Consider the following 15,141-nt stretch of genomic DNA (forward strand, 5'->3'; position numbering starts at 1 on the left):
TTCCGCCACTTTATTTTTGAATTTAGGCTTGATTTTTTCTAAAAAGTGGGGTAGAATGTATTCATGAGTGGTGCAAAGTGGTGAAAAGTAGTTTAAAGTGGTACGAAGTGGAGAAAAAATGGTAGGTGATGAGCATGTTCATGGGAGAATATAATCATACAATTGATGCCAAGGGCAGAATCATCGTTCCTTCCAAATTTAGGGAATCTCTCGGAGAACACTTTGTTGTTACAGTCGGTTTGGATGGCTGTTTATTTGTGTATCCAAACGAAGAGTGGCAGCACTTTGTAGAACAGCTTAAGAATCTTCCTGGAAATAAGGAAGCAAGACAGTTACAACGTTACTTTATGGCAGGGGCAGCTGATTGCGAAGTGGACAAACAGGGTAGAATATTAATACCAGGTAACTTAAGACAGCATGCAGGACTCGATAAAGATATCGTATTTGTAGGCGTTTTAAGCAAAATCGAAATCTGGAGTAAAGAACGTTGGGAAAGCAATAGCTATGACAATATGGATGAGATTGCAGATCATATGTCCGAGTTTGGCTTGAGCTTCTAGGAAGGAAACCCTCTAAAGAGACAACCCTCTAACGAGGTAACTCTCGAAAGAGATTAGGAGTAAAACATGAGTTTAGAAGAAAAAGAATTTAAGCATATTTCTGTTTTGTTACAGGAAACCATAGATAGCTTAAACATAAAACCAGATGGTATTTATGTGGATGGTACATTAGGCGGTGGTGGACATGCTTACGAAGTATTAAAGCGTCTTTCTTCGAAGGGAAGATATATTGGAATTGATCAAGATGAAGATGCTATTGCTGCAGCAGGGAAGAGACTTTCGGAGTTCTCTGACCAAGTTACAATTGTTAGAAGTAACTACTGCAATATGAAACAGGTGCTTAAAGATTTAGGTATTGATAAGGTGGATGGTATATTACTTGATCTTGGAGTTTCTTCTTATCAACTGGATACTCCGGAGCGTGGATTTTCTTATAAAGAGAATGCGCCTCTTGACATGAGAATGGACAACCGTAATTCACTAACTGCAAGAGATATTGTGAATGAATACAGTGAACAAGAACTTTATCGAATCATTAGGGATTATGGTGAAGATAAATTTGCAAAAAACATTGCAAAGCATATTGTACGAATGAGAAGTGAGAAGCCAATTGAAACAACGGATGAATTAACGGAAGCAATTAAAGCAGCAATTCCGATGAAGATTCGGATGAATACCGGTCATCCGGCAAAAAAAACCTTTCAGGCGATTCGTATAGAGCTAAACCATGAACTTGAGGTATTAACCAATACCTTAGAGGATATGATTGATTTACTGAAGGATAATGGTAGATTGAGCATTATTACATTTCATTCCTTAGAAGATAGAATTGTGAAAGCAGCATTTCGTAAGAATGAAAATCCTTGTGTATGCCCTCCAAACTTTCCAGTTTGTGTATGCAATAAAAAATCAAAAGGAATTCATATTTCGAAGAAACCGATCCTACCAAGCGAACAGGAATTGGAATTTAACAAAAGATCTAAGAGTGCTAAGCTTAGGGTATTTGAAAAACATGAATAGAACTGATAAGTTGCCAAAGAAAGTAAATATTATTTAAATTGAAGATATCTTAATCTTTTTAAATGCGCATAACTTGCGCAACCATGGAGGAAAAATGATGAAAGTGAGGAGTCAGCATGGACGCGAAAAAAAGACAATATTATAATCATACCTCCTATGTATCAGGAAGTACTGCGCGCAAATTATCGGTAGCACCGGAACGAGATCATAATCGCTATGAAGAACCGCTAAGACGAGAGCCTAGGGTACCGCAGAGAACACCTAATAATCAACCCCAGAGGAGACCGGGGAGAAAACCTAGAGTTACTCGTGGAATTGATTTTATATCCATGACCTTTTTGACCTTAGCGATTGTAGCCACACTTTATTCTTGCTTTAGCTATTTAGAAGCACAGTCAAAGGACATACAATTAGAGAAGCAGATAGTAGCATTAACCAATGAGCTAACAAAACTTAAGGATAAGAATGATGCAGTAGAAGCAAGTATTAGACCAGAGGTAGACTTAAATGAAGTTTATCGTATTGCAGTTTCTGAGCTTGGCATGGTTCATCCGAATCATAATGAAATTATTCCGTATAAGGATAGTGAGACGGGATACGTAAGACAACATAAGAATATACCGGATGCAGAGACGGGATCATTTTTAGACCGTATCTTGCCTTAAAGATAGAGAGAGAGCGAGCAAGTGGGAAACGACAATACGCATTTGACTAAATTGTCAAGGCGGGTGGCGTACTGCTTGCTTTTTAAATTTATAAGTATTTAACCTCATCAGGGAAGGGACTTGCCTGTTTCAGCTGGAGTTCAAGTTCCTTCTGAACGCCACGTAGTAGCAATTGAGGTATACAATTCTTTAGCACCGAATATGGTATTCTAAAAAATTGTAGAGCTGGTAGTGTAAGCGGATTGCGAATATCCGCTTTGATAGACCTGGGGAATCTCATCTAGTCCATATGTCTTGTTGACTACATAGGAAGTTCGTACTAATATCATGATAGTCATGTTTTTTTATAAAATTGTACCAATACGATACGAGACACAAAAATGATAGAAGAATGCATACAATTTTTTAGTATGTTGTATTCCAACACTAAAAAATTGCAAAAGAATTGAGGTTAAAATGGCAAGGCAGAGAGAAAAAGCAAAAGTTAAAAAATTCAAGGGTTATATGCAATCAAAATTATTGTTTGTGTTTTTTGTGATCCTTTGTGCGATGATTGCTCTTATCGCACGCTTAGTATTTCTTAACAATAGGGATCAAGAACGATTTGAAAAAAGGGTACTTTCTCAACAAACTTTCTTAAGTTCTACAATTCCTTATCAAAGGGGAAGTATTTTAGACCGCAATGGTGTTGTTTTAGCATCTAGTGATAAAGTATATAACGTTATCATTGAACCCAAAGTGGTCTTAACCGATGAGGATTATTTAGAACCAACAGTTGAGGCACTAAGTAGTGTATTTGGATTAGATGCAGCAGAACTAACATCACTAATCCATGAAAAATCAACAAGTTCTTATCAACGATTGTTAAAACAAGTGACAATAGATGTAGTAGATCAATTTGAGAATTTAAAAAAAGAAAATAGGAATATTAAAGGGGTATGGTTTGAAGAAGAGTATAAAAGAATCTATCCATATGGAAGTTTGGCTTCTCATGTCATTGGTTATACCAGTGCAGGAGATGTTGGTACTTGGGGGATTGAGGAATACTATAATAGTAGTTTAAATGGTACCAATGGTAGAGTATATGGATTCTATGATTCTGAATTAAATCTTACTAGAACAAGAAAAGAAGCAATCAATGGTTATTCGATCGTATCAACGATAGACTCTAATATACAGCGTATCGTTGAGGAGCATATTAAAAAATTTCAAGAAGAAATCGGAGCAAATAATGTTAGCGTCATTGTATCTAATCCAAACAATGGGGAAATCTATGCTATGGCTACTAACCTTGGATTTGATTTGAATAATCCTTACGATTTATCTGCGTATTATGATGAGGTTGAGATAGCCTCGATGAGTGAGGAAGATAAAGAGAAGGCATTAAATTCGATGTGGCGTAATTTTAGTATCAGTGATACTTATGAGCCAGGATCTACTTTTAAACCTTTTACCGTAGCATCTGCTTTAGAAGAACATTTGATTACACCGGAAACAACGTTTCAGTGTAATGGTGTACAACGAGTAGGAGGTCATAACATCAGGTGTAATGCAAGGCATGGAACGGTAACACTTGCACAGTCCTTAATGAAGTCTTGTAACCCATCTATGATGGCGATTGGAGAGAAAGAGGGGGCATCTTTGTTTCATACTTACCAGGATCATTTCTTTTTTGGTAAGAAAACAGGGGTAGATCTTCCGGGTGAGTCGGAGGGTATCTTAATTTCTGAGGATAAGTTACATGTAACCGAGCTAGCTACCAGTAGTTTTGGTCAAGGCTTTAATGTTACTATGATTCAGATGGTCGGAGGATTTGCTTCCTTAGTAAATGGTGGACATTACTATCAGCCTCATGTTGTAAAAGAAATTGTTACTGACCAAGGGACTACGATTGATGAGAAAGAACAATATCCTATCAATGAGACTGTTTCTACTGAAACTTCGGAATTCATCCGTGAAGCTATGTATTTAACAGTACAGGACGGAACTGCGAAGCCAGCTCAGGTGAAAGGATATCTGGTCGGAGGAAAGACAGGAACTGCACAGAAACTTCCTCGTTCTTCGAAAAAATATGTTGTTTCCTTTATTGGCTGCGTACCGACCGATGATCCACAAGTAGTAATTTATGTGGTAATTGATGAAGTTCACGATGAGACAAAGAAAGCAAGCAGTACGGTTGCAACAACACTTACAAGTCAGATCCTTAAGGATATCTTACCATTTCTTGAAGTATATCCAGAAGGTGAAATTGAATATAAAGTGGACCTTCCGGTAATTAAGGATGGAGAAGAGGGACAAGTAGGAGAAGGGCAGCAAGGAGAGCAAGGAAACCATGGTAATAGTGGAGAAGACAATTATGTTGGTTTTGATGATTCCCAAGCGGATGCTATTCCAGATACTATGTCTGACTAGTAAGTATATGAATCATCACTTCCATATACATTCTAATGCTATACCAGATACTATGATAGACTAGTTCTAAGAAACATGGTAGAAAAAAGGCAAGAAAAAAAGAAAACAATCATAACAACGAGCATACAATAATAAAATAGAAATGTATCAAAATCATTTTGGAGTCGTATGCACCGGTATAAATCATTTAACCGAAAAAATATAACAATTGTTGTTATCGTCACGTTTTTTATCGCCTGCTATCTTTGTGGAAGATTATTTTATCTCATGGTAGCAGCTTCAGAAAATTATGCCATCAAGGCTAGGCAGTTACATGAAAGAGAACGAAGCATTAAGGCTGAGAGAGGAACAATATACGATAGAAATGGTACTATCATTGCTGCGAATAAGCCAGTAAGTACTATTTCTGTTATCCATAATCAGATTAAAGATCCGGAAGGTGTAATAAAAGCCTTATCCGATGCATTAAACCTTTCAGAGGAAACTGTTCGTAAGAGGGTTGAAAAGTATTCCTCGATAGAACGAATCAAGTCGAACGTTGATAAAGAAACAGCCGACTACATACGTAATCTATCCCTTGCTGGTGTTATGGTGGATGAAGATTACAAACGTTTTTATCCATATGGCTCGTTAGCTTCTAAAGTAATTGGGTTTACTGGAAGTGATAATCCGGGCATTATCGGACTTGAGGTAGAGTATGATTCTTACCTTCAAGGAGTAAATGGAACGATTCTCACCCTTACAACTGCACATGGAATTGAAATTGACGGTGCTGCTGAAAACCGCATCGAACCGATTCCAGGAAATAGCATTCATTTAAGTTTAGATGTAAATATACAAAAATATGCAGAACAAGCTGCCACAAAAGTTATGGAGGCAAAAGGAGCTAATAATGTTAGCTTAATTGTATTAAATCCGCAAAATGGCGAAATCTATGCAATGGCAAATGTGCCAGAGTTTGATTTAAATAATCCATATAGTTTTAGCGAAGAGTTAAAACAAAAATACGAGGGAGTGACGCTTAGTAGTACAGAGAAGACGAATATACTCAATAATATGTGGAGAAATCCAAGTATCAGTGATACGTATGAACCAGGTTCAACCTTTAAGATAGTTACAGCGACTGCAGCACTTGAAGAAAAGGTTGTTAGATTGACTGACCGTTTCTTCTGCCCTGGGTTTAAAATTGTAGAAGACAGAAGAATCCGCTGTCATAAAGCAGGCGGACACGGAAGTGAGGATTTTGTTCAAGGTATCAAAAATTCTTGTAACCCAGTATTTATGGAAATCGGTGCAAGAGTTGGTGCAACGAAGTTTTATGAATATTTTGATCGCCTTGGGTTGTCAAATAAAACTGGTGTTGACCTACCAGGAGAAGCAAATTCAATTAAACATAAGCTAGATAAAGTAGGTGTGGTGGAATTAGCAACAATGTCATTTGGTCAGTCTTTTCAGATTACCCCACTACAGCTACTTACCGCGGCAAGTGCAATTGTAAATGGTGGAACTTTAGTAACACCACACTTTGGAGTTAATATACAGAATGCAGAAGGTACTGTTATTAAAGAGCTTACGTTCAAAACAACGGACAGTGTGATATCAAAAGAAACATCGGAAACTATGAAGATGTTATTGGAAGCTGTTGTTGCAGACGGAACAGGTAAAAGAGCATATATACCAGGTTTTCGTATTGGAGGTAAAACAGCAACCTCTGAAAAACTTCCAAGAAGATCTGGAAAGTATATCTCCTCATTTATTGGATTTGCCCCTGCAAACAATCCGCAGGTAATGGCAATTGTTTTAATCGATGAGCCGGAAGGAATATACTATGGCGGTACCATCGCAGCACCGGTGATTTCAGAAGTATTTGATAATATCCTACCATATATAGGTATTGAACCAGCTTATAGCGAAAAAGAATTGGAAGAATATAATATCGGTAAATTTGAAGTACCGAGTTTTATAGGTTTAACAAAAGCAGAAGTGGTGAAAAAATTGAAAGAGTATTCCTTTGGTCAAGTTACTTACCTTGGGGAAGGTGAAATTGTGAAAGAGCAATTTCCACTGGAGGGGGATATGATCAAGCAGAACAGCGACTTGATTTTATATTTGGAATAGCCTATAATTAGGAAGATTGATTTCATGAAAAGATAAGTATTCGTGCGAAAAATTAATCTTTCAAAAATTGAATTGTAAACAATTCAATTTGCAAATATTGTGCTGACGCTCAAATTTGTAGATGGATGTAGAATGGAGCTAATTATGAATTTCCTAGGTAAAAAAGTATTGGTTGTTGGTGCCGGTAAAAGTGGTATCTCTGCGATAGAATTACTATCACAGGAGGGGGCACAAACCATTCTTTATGACGCAAACGCAGAAATAAACAAAGAAGAAACTAAATTAACAGAATTTCGGAAGAAATTACCGGAAAATTACAATGGGGACATCATACTCGGCGAATTTCCATCCGAACTTAAATCCGAGCTTGATATGGTTGTGTTAAGTCCCGGGGTTCCAACAGATTTAGATTATGTGAAGGACCTTAAGAGCGTAGGGATACCAATCATTGGTGAAGTTGAACTTGCATATAATTTTTCTAAGGGTAAGATAGCTGCCATTACAGGAACGAATGGTAAGACAACGACGACAACTTTAGTAGGTGAGATTATGAAAACCTATTACAAAAGCGTTTTCGTAGTTGGAAATATTGGAGTTCCATATACTCAGATGGTAAAGAATACAGAAATCGAATCTGTTACTGTTGCGGAAATGAGTAGTTTTCAATTAGAAACTGTAGAGAATTTTAGACCAGACGTTTCTGCAATCTTAAATATAACACCGGATCACTTAAATCGTCATCATACGATGGAAGCATATATAGAAGCCAAGGTGAATGTAACTAAAAATCAGACAAAAGAAGATACTTGTGTTTTGAATTATGAGGATTCCTATCTTCAAAATGTGAGTGGGGGAATTCCTGCTACAATTCTATGGTTCTCAAGTACAAGAGAACTTGAAAGCGGACTGTTTCTTCAGAATAATCAGATTATTTACAGAGACGATGAGAAAGAATGCGTAGTTTGCGATGTGAATGAATTACAGATCATTGGCAAGCATAATTATGAAAATGTCATGGCAGCAGTGGGAATTGCAATTGCTTTAAAAGTTCCAATGGAGGATATTCACAAAGCATTGATAGAATTTAAGGGAGTGGAGCATCGTATTGAGTATGTAACTACGAAACGAGGAGTGAAATACTACAATGACTCGAAAGGAACAAACCCGGATGCTTCCATTCAGGCAATCAAAGCAATGCAGACCAAAACTCTTTTGATTGGTGGCGGTTACGATAAGGATTCAGACTACGATGACTGGATTAAAGCCTTTGATGATAAAGTTACCTATCTTGTGTTGCTTGGTCAAACAAGAGAGAAGATAGCGAATGCAGCAAAAAGACTAGGCGTTAAGAATATAGTCTTGGTTGATAGTCTGAGTGAGGCAGTTACCTTTTGTGCGGAACATGCAGGTGTAGGTGAAACTGTATTATTATCTCCATGTTGTGCAAGCTGGGGAATGTTTAAAGATTATGAAGAACGCGGTATGTTATTCAAGGAATATGTCCATGCGTTAAAAGATGAATAAGTAGTGTGAGGTGAAGCATTTGACCAGGGAAGAAATGGAACAGGGGAAGAGGAGAAAGACGAAAAATTACTATGACTATAGTCTACTGTTTCTGATTATATTCTTAGTATGCTTCGGCTTAGTGATGATTTATAGTACCAGTTCATACAATGCAGCAAAGTATTATAATGATTCCACGAAATTTTTACGTAGGCAAATGCTTTTTGCTATCGCTGGTATTCCTATTATGATTATCGTATCAAAGATAGATTACCGTATTTATATTAAAAAACTACCGATCATACGAATACGACCAATAACGTTGTTATTTTTCCTATGTATTATTCTACAATCTGTAGTATTGATTTTCGGAGAAGCAACCGGTGGTTCCCAAAGATGGATTTCTCTCGGAGGTCTTGGTAAATTCCAACCCTCCGAGTTAACCAAGATATGCGTAGTATTATTTACTGCATACATAGTTCAGTTAGCCCCGAGGAGGCTTGATAACTTCTTAGGTTTCGTTCGAGTGGTAGCCTTAGTAGGTCCACTGCTTGCACTTGTAGTAGTAGAAAACTTTAGTACAGCATTAATTATTGCTGCTATCATGGTTTCAATCTGTTTTGTAGCCAGTAGAAAGAAAGGATACTTTGTTGTAGCTGCTATCTTGTTTGTTATCGTTGGTTCGTTTTTGGTCTTCGGTGTTTCTTACCGAGGGGAACGTGTTGAAGTATGGCGTAATGTAGAAACTCATCCAAAAGGATATCAGATTTTACAGGGTTTATATGCGATAGCGTCTGGTGGTTTATTTGGAAAGGGATTAGGAAATAGTATGCAGAAGCTTGGGTTCATACCAGAGGCACACAATGATATGATATTTTCCGTTATCTGTGAAGAACTTGGTATGTTTGGGGCAATTGCTGTTATTATGCTATTTTTACTGTTGATATGGAGGTTGTTTACGATTGCAATTAATGCACCTGATCTTTTTGGTGGGTTAATAGCAACTGGTGTACTCACGCATATCGCGGTCCAGGTATTAATCAATGTGGCGGTTGTTACGAATAGTATTCCGGCGACTGGTATTCCGTTACCATTTATCAGCTATGGTGGTAGTTCTTTGGTGGTATTATTGGTTGAGATGGGACTTGTGCTTAGTGTTTCGAATAAAATTGAACATGAACGTTGATTCTTCTAGACAGCGGAGGGGTTATTGATGCTGTAACCGATTGGAAGGTATCGCATATGATAGTAGTGTATTTCTATTTCGAGGTATGACTATGTCTTCCGTTGTAGTTTCAGGTTTGTCTTCTCTTTATGGAGAAGTTTCTATACAGGGTTCTAAAAATGCCGTTTTACCAATCCTAGCAGCCTCTTTATTGCATCCAGGTGTTACTGTATTAAAGGATTGTCCATATATCTCTGATGTTTGCGACATGCTCCTTATTATGGAGGATTTGGGATGTCAGGTAAAGTGGGACAACAGCACTTTAATTATAGATGCTACGAATACGAATCCGATTCCGGTTACAGGGGAAACTGCAAAGAAAACTCGCGGATCCATTCTTTTTTTAGGTGCGCTACTTAGCAGAAACAAACAAGCAGTAATCTCGTATCCGGGGGGATGTACCATTGGAAAAAGACCGATTGATATCCATATAAATTCACTTAAAAAAATGGGTGTAGTTTTGAAGGATGAAGAAAATGTTCTCACTTGCAGTGTCTCAAAACTACGGGGTACAAGAATAGAGTTTCCATCACCAAGTGTTGGGGCTACAGAAAATGTATTATTAGCAGCTGTTTTGGCAGAAGGAATTACGGAAATTGTGAATGCAGCAAGAGAGCCAGAAATCACTGCATTATGTGAGTTTTTAATTCAATCTGGTGCCAAAATTACTGGATTAGGTACGTCTTGTTTACGTATTGAAGGAGTAGATGAGTTACATGATACAAGCTATCAAGTCCCACCAGATCGTATTGTTGCAGGAACATATTTGACAGCGGTAGCTGCAGCGTCTGGTTATGCCGTAATTCATGGTGTAATAGAACAGGATTTAGCAGAAGTTATCTATGTGCTTCGTAAGATGGGATGTGTGATTGATCTTCGGGAAAATAAAGCATTTATTAAAAGAAATGGCGTTCTGCAATCACCAGGAATTATCATTACTGAACCATTTCCAGGATTCCCAACAGATATGCAATCACAGTTTTTAAGCTTGATGTCAGTATCCTATGGTGAGAGTGTATTGGAGGAGCGTATATTTGAAGCTCGTTTCAATGTTGTTGAGGATTTAAATCGCATGGGAGCTCTTATTAATATAGAAGAAAAAAGAGCCGTTGTTCAGGGATTAAGGAAATTAAGAGGCACAGAAGTAGTGGCTAAAGATTTGCGTGGTGGTGCAGCGTTAATCATTGCAGGATTAACAGCAGAAGGAATTACTGTGATTCGTAATACAGAGTTCGTAGAGCGAGGGTATGTTGATATCTGTAAGGACTTGCGAAACTTAAATGCAAATATTCGAATTATAAAGGAAGTGTAAAGAGCATTTCTAAGGCGCCAAAAGACGCCGGCTAAGAAATTCTAAAACTTTACACGGGAAGAATAAAAATGAAATCCATTGGAATTTCATTTTTATTCTTCCGGCCTACTGAGCGGACATGTTTTCAAGCTACTGAGCAGGCATGTGCAATGTGAAGAGAATTTCTAAGACGCCAAAAGACGTCGCCTAATAAATTTTAAAACTTCACGCTAGCATGAAATCTATGAAACAACATGGGAGTTAGTGTGAAAAATTAAGTTGGAGGTTACTTTCTATGGTAAGACAACTACAAAAGAGGGTAAGAAGGAAGCGGGGGCCAGCATTATATATTAAGCTAACAATACTTCTTATTATATTGATTGCGGTAATTGTCCTATTTATGAATTTTCGTCTAGAAAATGTTATCGTAGAAGGTACTACACGGTATACAGAAGAAGAAATAAAAAATCGATTAATAACGGAAAAGACGGATCAAATTACCTTGTTTTATTATCTTAGACAACGTTTTAGTGAACCTGTTACGATACCTTTTGTGGAAAAAGTAGTGGTTTCTATGGAAAATCGCAATACGATTCATGTCACTGTATATGAAAAGCGGGTAGTGGGCTGTGTTGAAATGATGGGCAGCTACTTGTATTTTGACAAGGATGGTATTGTAGTGGAAAGTACAAGAGATAAATTAGAAGACATTCCGCAAGTCACAGGGCTTAAATTTAATAAACTAGTATTACATGAAAAGCTTGAGGTTCAAAAAGAAGGTTTATTTGAAACAATCTTAAATGTTACGAAACTGATTAAGAAGAATGAATTACCAATTGATGCGATGAGATTTAATTCTGATTATGAATTAACCTTAATCTCAGGTGATGTTCAAGTCTTATTAGGACGAAAAGACTTCTATGATGAGCAACTAGCAGCTCTTAAATATATACTGGAAGCTGCTGGAGATAAAAAGCAAAGTATAGATATGAAAAACTATAGCAAGAATAACAAAAAAATAATTTCAAAACCGTTAAATTAGATGCATTTTTGTATAAAAATTGTAAATACTACTTGATATTTTCTTAATTTATAGATATTATATAGTATAGAATGATTATATTAGATGCAGTATGACACAATATGTTGTACTTTAAAAATTCAGCAGGAAAAACATCAATCTGCAGTACGTGACTTTAAGTCACTATGATGAAAATAGAAGGATGATGAAAAAGGAGGAACTACCTTGCTTGAGATAAGAATGAATGAATCGGATTCTGCTGCAAAGATACTTGTAATTGGAGTTGGTGGAGCAGGTAATAATGCGGTGAACCGTATGATTGAAGAAAATATATTGGGTGTTGAATTTGTTTGTGTAAATACGGACAAGCAGCATTTAAAAAATTGTAAGGCTCCTCAATGTGTACAAATTGGTGAGAAACTTACCAAAGGACTTGGAGCTGGAGCACAGCCTGAGGTTGGTGAAAAGGCGGCAGAGGAAAGTAGAGAAGAATTAACCGAAATTATCAAAGGTTCCGATATGGTATTCGTGACCTGCGGAATGGGTGGTGGTACTGGAACAGGTGCTGCACCAGTTGTTGCCTCTATTGCAAAAAGCATGGGAATTCTTACAGTAGGTATTGTTACAAAGCCTTTTAAGTTTGAAGCAAAACAACGTATGAATAATGCGGTGAACGGCATAGAGAAGTTAAAAGAAAGTGTTGATACTTTAATCGTCATTCCAAATGATAAATTATTAGAAATAGTTGACAGACGTACTACAATGCCAGATGCTTTAAGAAAAGCAGATGAGGTATTGCAACAGGGTGTTCAGGGTATCACAGACCTTATTAATGTACCAGGACTTATTAATCTTGATTTTGCTGACGTTCAGACAGTTATGAAAGATAAGGGTATCGCACACATCGGAATTGGTATTGCTACAGGTGATGATAAGTGTACTGAAGCTGTAAAACAGGCTATTACAAGTCCACTATTAGAAACTACCATTGAAGGCGCTAGTCATGTAATTATCAATATATCTGGTGATCTTAGTCTTATCGAAGCGAATGAAGCTGCAACATTTGTTCAGGAACTTGCTGGAGATAGTGCAAATATTATCTTTGGTGCGATGTATGATGAATCAGTACCAGATCAGGCTGTCATTACAGTTATTGCAACAGGTCTTGAGGAAAAGGGAAGTAAGAATCAAGTAAAGACTCCAAGCTTTATGAGAAATGATGCACCAACTACAAATAAAGTAGGGATTGCATCAGGAACACTGCCTACATATAATAAGCCAGTGACTACTCCACAGACAAATACTAACACAAATAGTTATGTGAGACCACCACAACCAAACAATTATGCATCTCAAAGTTTTGGACAAGTTAGTAATTCAACTCAAGAATCAGGTGGAATTAAGATACCTGAGTTCTTACAAAAAAATAGAAATAAATAATTTGCATTGTGCATGTCATACATTTAGAAATTTGCCTTTTAAGCGACAATATATTACGGTCGCTTAAAAGGCTTTTTTGCGCTTTATTCCAATTATTTATTCATCTTGACTTTGAAAGACGAATAATATCGAAAGTTAAAAAATATGGGAAATGAATTCTTTGTGATAAATACCACATTACAACAAAATATTCCAAGCATATTCGGTATAATAATACCAGTAAATGGAGGCGAGGTGAACATTGCAACTCGAAGTATATATCGATGTACTCTTTTTTATTAACTTTATAATGGATCTGGTATTATTAATCATTGTGAAAAGGTTGCGCCACCAAGAAGGAAAAATAACTCGTTTATTTCTTGGTTCTATTGCTGGTGCCGTACTATCTTGCTTGGTCAATATATATTTTATGTCAGATATTTTACTATATCTGCTCATAGGTTATGGATTGACTGGCTTTCTTATGACTATGATTACTTTTGGAGTCCGAAATAAGCGTGCATTTATAAGTAATTATCTTGTATTACTAATTACCACTTTTGTTCTTGGAGGAATGGTAAATTCACTTTATTTGAATACCCAAACAAGAAATTACTTAAATCTCATGTATCAAGAGTTATTACAAGGAGAGAAGAGAACTACTACGATTGTCATTATCACAATCATTACTTTGTTGCTTTTTAGCTTCGCTTGTATGATATGGAGGCAAAATAGAAAGAAGGAAGAAGAGTTGTACTCGGTAGAGCTCTACATAGAGGATGAGCCTATTTTGTGCAAGGGATTAATGGATACAGGGAACTCGTTAAGAGATCCGGTTTCCGGAAAACCAGTAATAGTCGTGGATGAAAGACTATTAGAGAAGGAAATGAATCAATTAAAGGAATTACATCCAAATCGTATTCGCGTTATTCCGTTTAGTTCTGTTGGTAAACATAATGGACTTTTATTTGGAATCCGATTGAAGAAGATTATTATAAGTAATTCAAATGACTGTATCTGTAATCATGAAGTTGTTGCTGCTTTGTCAAATCAAGGATTTGCAAATCGTGAGGCCTACCAGGTATTGCTACATACAGATCTTTTAGGAATTATAGGTGGACAGGAAAGTCAAATGGGAAAATGAGAAGGGAGCTTGCCAAATGCTGTTAAAAATTACAATCCAAAATAAATTTCAGTTCCGTATGATACCAAGTTTTCGTGAGTTATTCTTGAAGAAAAAAGGGGAGATTCACTATATTGGGGGAGCTGAAGTTTTGCCGGCTCCTTTGGATGCCAAGAGAGAAGCAGATGCAATTATGAAACTTGGTACACCAGATGATGTGGAGGCGAAGTCTTTACTAGTAGAACATAATTTAAGGTTGGTAGTTTACATAGCTAAAAAATTCGATAATACAGGCGTAGGGGTAGAGGATTTAATCTCGATTGGAACAATTGGGCTAATTAAGGCGATTAACACGTTTAATCCGGATAAAAATATTAAACTGGCTACTTATGCTTCTCGTTGCATTGAAAATGAAATTCTGATGTATCTACGTAGAAATAGCAAAACAAAGCTTGAGGTATCCATAGATGAACCGCTTAATGTAGATTGGGACGGAAATGAATTGTTATTGTCTGATATCCTTGGTACGGAGGAGGATGTAATATACAAAAATATTGAGGATGAAGTTGATAAGAAGCTTCTCGGTAGAGCGCTTTCGAAATTAAATGATCGTGAAAAGATTATAGTTTCGTTACGATTTGGTTTAAATACTGCAGACGGTAATGAACGTACACAAAAAGAAGTGGCAGATATGCTAGGTATTTCACAATCTTATATCTCTCGTTTGGAAAAGAAAATTATAAAACGCTTAAAAAAAGAAATGCTGCGCTGTGAATAGGGAGCT

12 protein-coding genes are annotated in these 15,141 nt (G+C 36.8%); all 12 read left to right on the forward strand.

Annotation, left to right across the window (positions count from 1 at the left end; all coding sequences use genetic code 11):
* The first annotated feature begins 134 nt into the window (after window positions 1–134).
* On the forward strand, window positions 135–560 hold the full coding sequence (gene mraZ / locus RTP52_RS17250; RefSeq protein ID WP_312107000.1) for a division/cell wall cluster transcriptional repressor MraZ: 426 nt from the start codon (window positions 135–137) through the stop codon (window positions 558–560).
* A gap of 66 nt (window positions 561–626) precedes the next feature.
* The gene (gene rsmH / locus RTP52_RS17255) at window positions 627–1,580 is read left to right on the forward strand and encodes a 16S rRNA (cytosine(1402)-N(4))-methyltransferase RsmH (protein WP_312106995.1); all 954 of its coding nucleotides are present in this window, start codon (window positions 627–629) and stop codon (window positions 1,578–1,580) included.
* A 116-nt stretch (window positions 1,581–1,696) separates the two neighbouring features.
* Window positions 1,697–2,245 (forward strand): septum formation initiator family protein, encoded by a 549-nt coding sequence (locus RTP52_RS17260; RefSeq protein ID WP_312106997.1) that lies wholly within the window; start codon window positions 1,697–1,699, stop codon window positions 2,243–2,245.
* Between the two features lie 456 nt (window positions 2,246–2,701).
* Entirely contained in the window at window positions 2,702–4,657 is a 1,956-nt protein-coding gene (locus RTP52_RS17265; protein ID WP_312372682.1) for a peptidoglycan D,D-transpeptidase FtsI family protein, read from the forward strand.
* Between the two features lie 168 nt (window positions 4,658–4,825).
* Entirely contained in the window at window positions 4,826–6,775 is a 1,950-nt protein-coding gene (locus tag RTP52_RS17270) for a penicillin-binding transpeptidase domain-containing protein (protein ID WP_312372683.1), read from the forward strand.
* 144 nt (window positions 6,776–6,919) lie between these two features.
* Window positions 6,920–8,299: a UDP-N-acetylmuramoyl-L-alanine--D-glutamate ligase gene (gene murD / locus RTP52_RS17275; protein WP_312372703.1), complete on the forward strand. Its 1,380-nt coding sequence runs from the start codon at window positions 6,920–6,922 to the stop codon at window positions 8,297–8,299.
* 34 nt (window positions 8,300–8,333) lie between these two features.
* On the forward strand, window positions 8,334–9,464 hold the full coding sequence (locus RTP52_RS17280; protein ID WP_312102670.1) for an FtsW/RodA/SpoVE family cell cycle protein: 1,131 nt from the start codon (window positions 8,334–8,336) through the stop codon (window positions 9,462–9,464).
* Between the two features lie 91 nt (window positions 9,465–9,555).
* Window positions 9,556–10,815: a UDP-N-acetylglucosamine 1-carboxyvinyltransferase gene (gene murA / locus RTP52_RS17285; RefSeq protein ID WP_312102629.1), complete on the forward strand. Its 1,260-nt coding sequence runs from the start codon at window positions 9,556–9,558 to the stop codon at window positions 10,813–10,815.
* Between the two features lie 274 nt (window positions 10,816–11,089).
* The gene (locus RTP52_RS17290) at window positions 11,090–11,836 is read left to right on the forward strand and encodes a cell division protein FtsQ/DivIB (protein ID WP_312102632.1); all 747 of its coding nucleotides are present in this window, start codon (window positions 11,090–11,092) and stop codon (window positions 11,834–11,836) included.
* Window positions 11,837–12,040: 204 nt separating this feature from the next.
* Window positions 12,041–13,255 (forward strand): cell division protein FtsZ, encoded by a 1,215-nt coding sequence (gene ftsZ, locus RTP52_RS17295; protein ID WP_312102635.1) that lies wholly within the window; start codon window positions 12,041–12,043, stop codon window positions 13,253–13,255.
* Between the two features lie 241 nt (window positions 13,256–13,496).
* On the forward strand, window positions 13,497–14,378 hold the full coding sequence (locus RTP52_RS17300; protein WP_312102638.1) for a sigma-E processing peptidase SpoIIGA: 882 nt from the start codon (window positions 13,497–13,499) through the stop codon (window positions 14,376–14,378).
* 16 nt (window positions 14,379–14,394) lie between these two features.
* On the forward strand, window positions 14,395–15,135 hold the full coding sequence (sigE, locus tag RTP52_RS17305) for an RNA polymerase sporulation sigma factor SigE (protein WP_012200483.1): 741 nt from the start codon (window positions 14,395–14,397) through the stop codon (window positions 15,133–15,135).
* The last annotated feature ends 6 nt before the right edge of the window (window positions 15,136–15,141 follow it).

The organism is Lachnoclostridium sp. (genome assembly GCF_031997925.1).
GTDB lineage: Bacteria > Bacillota > Clostridia > Lachnospirales > Lachnospiraceae > Lachnoclostridium.

Bases quoted from the DNA above. Each gene is read 5' to 3' on its own strand.
- RTP52_RS17265 (WP_312372682.1), top strand. From the start codon at position 2,702: ATGGCAAGGCAGAGAGAAAAAGCAAAAGTTAAAAAATTCAAGGGTTAT.
- murA (WP_312102629.1), top strand. From the start codon at position 9,556: ATGTCTTCCGTTGTAGTTTCAGGTTTGTCTTCTCTTTATGGAGAAGTT.
- RTP52_RS17290 (WP_312102632.1), top strand. From the start codon at position 11,090: ATGGTAAGACAACTACAAAAGAGGGTAAGAAGGAAGCGGGGGCCAGCA.
- RTP52_RS17270 (WP_312372683.1), top strand. From the start codon at position 4,826: ATGCACCGGTATAAATCATTTAACCGAAAAAATATAACAATTGTTGTT.
- mraZ (WP_312107000.1), top strand. From the start codon at position 135: ATGTTCATGGGAGAATATAATCATACAATTGATGCCAAGGGCAGAATC.
- sigE (WP_012200483.1), top strand. From the start codon at position 14,395: ATGCTGTTAAAAATTACAATCCAAAATAAATTTCAGTTCCGTATGATA.
- murD (WP_312372703.1), top strand. From the start codon at position 6,920: ATGAATTTCCTAGGTAAAAAAGTATTGGTTGTTGGTGCCGGTAAAAGT.
- rsmH (WP_312106995.1), top strand. From the start codon at position 627: ATGAGTTTAGAAGAAAAAGAATTTAAGCATATTTCTGTTTTGTTACAG.
- RTP52_RS17280 (WP_312102670.1), top strand. From the start codon at position 8,334: ATGGAACAGGGGAAGAGGAGAAAGACGAAAAATTACTATGACTATAGT.
- RTP52_RS17260 (WP_312106997.1), top strand. From the start codon at position 1,697: ATGGACGCGAAAAAAAGACAATATTATAATCATACCTCCTATGTATCA.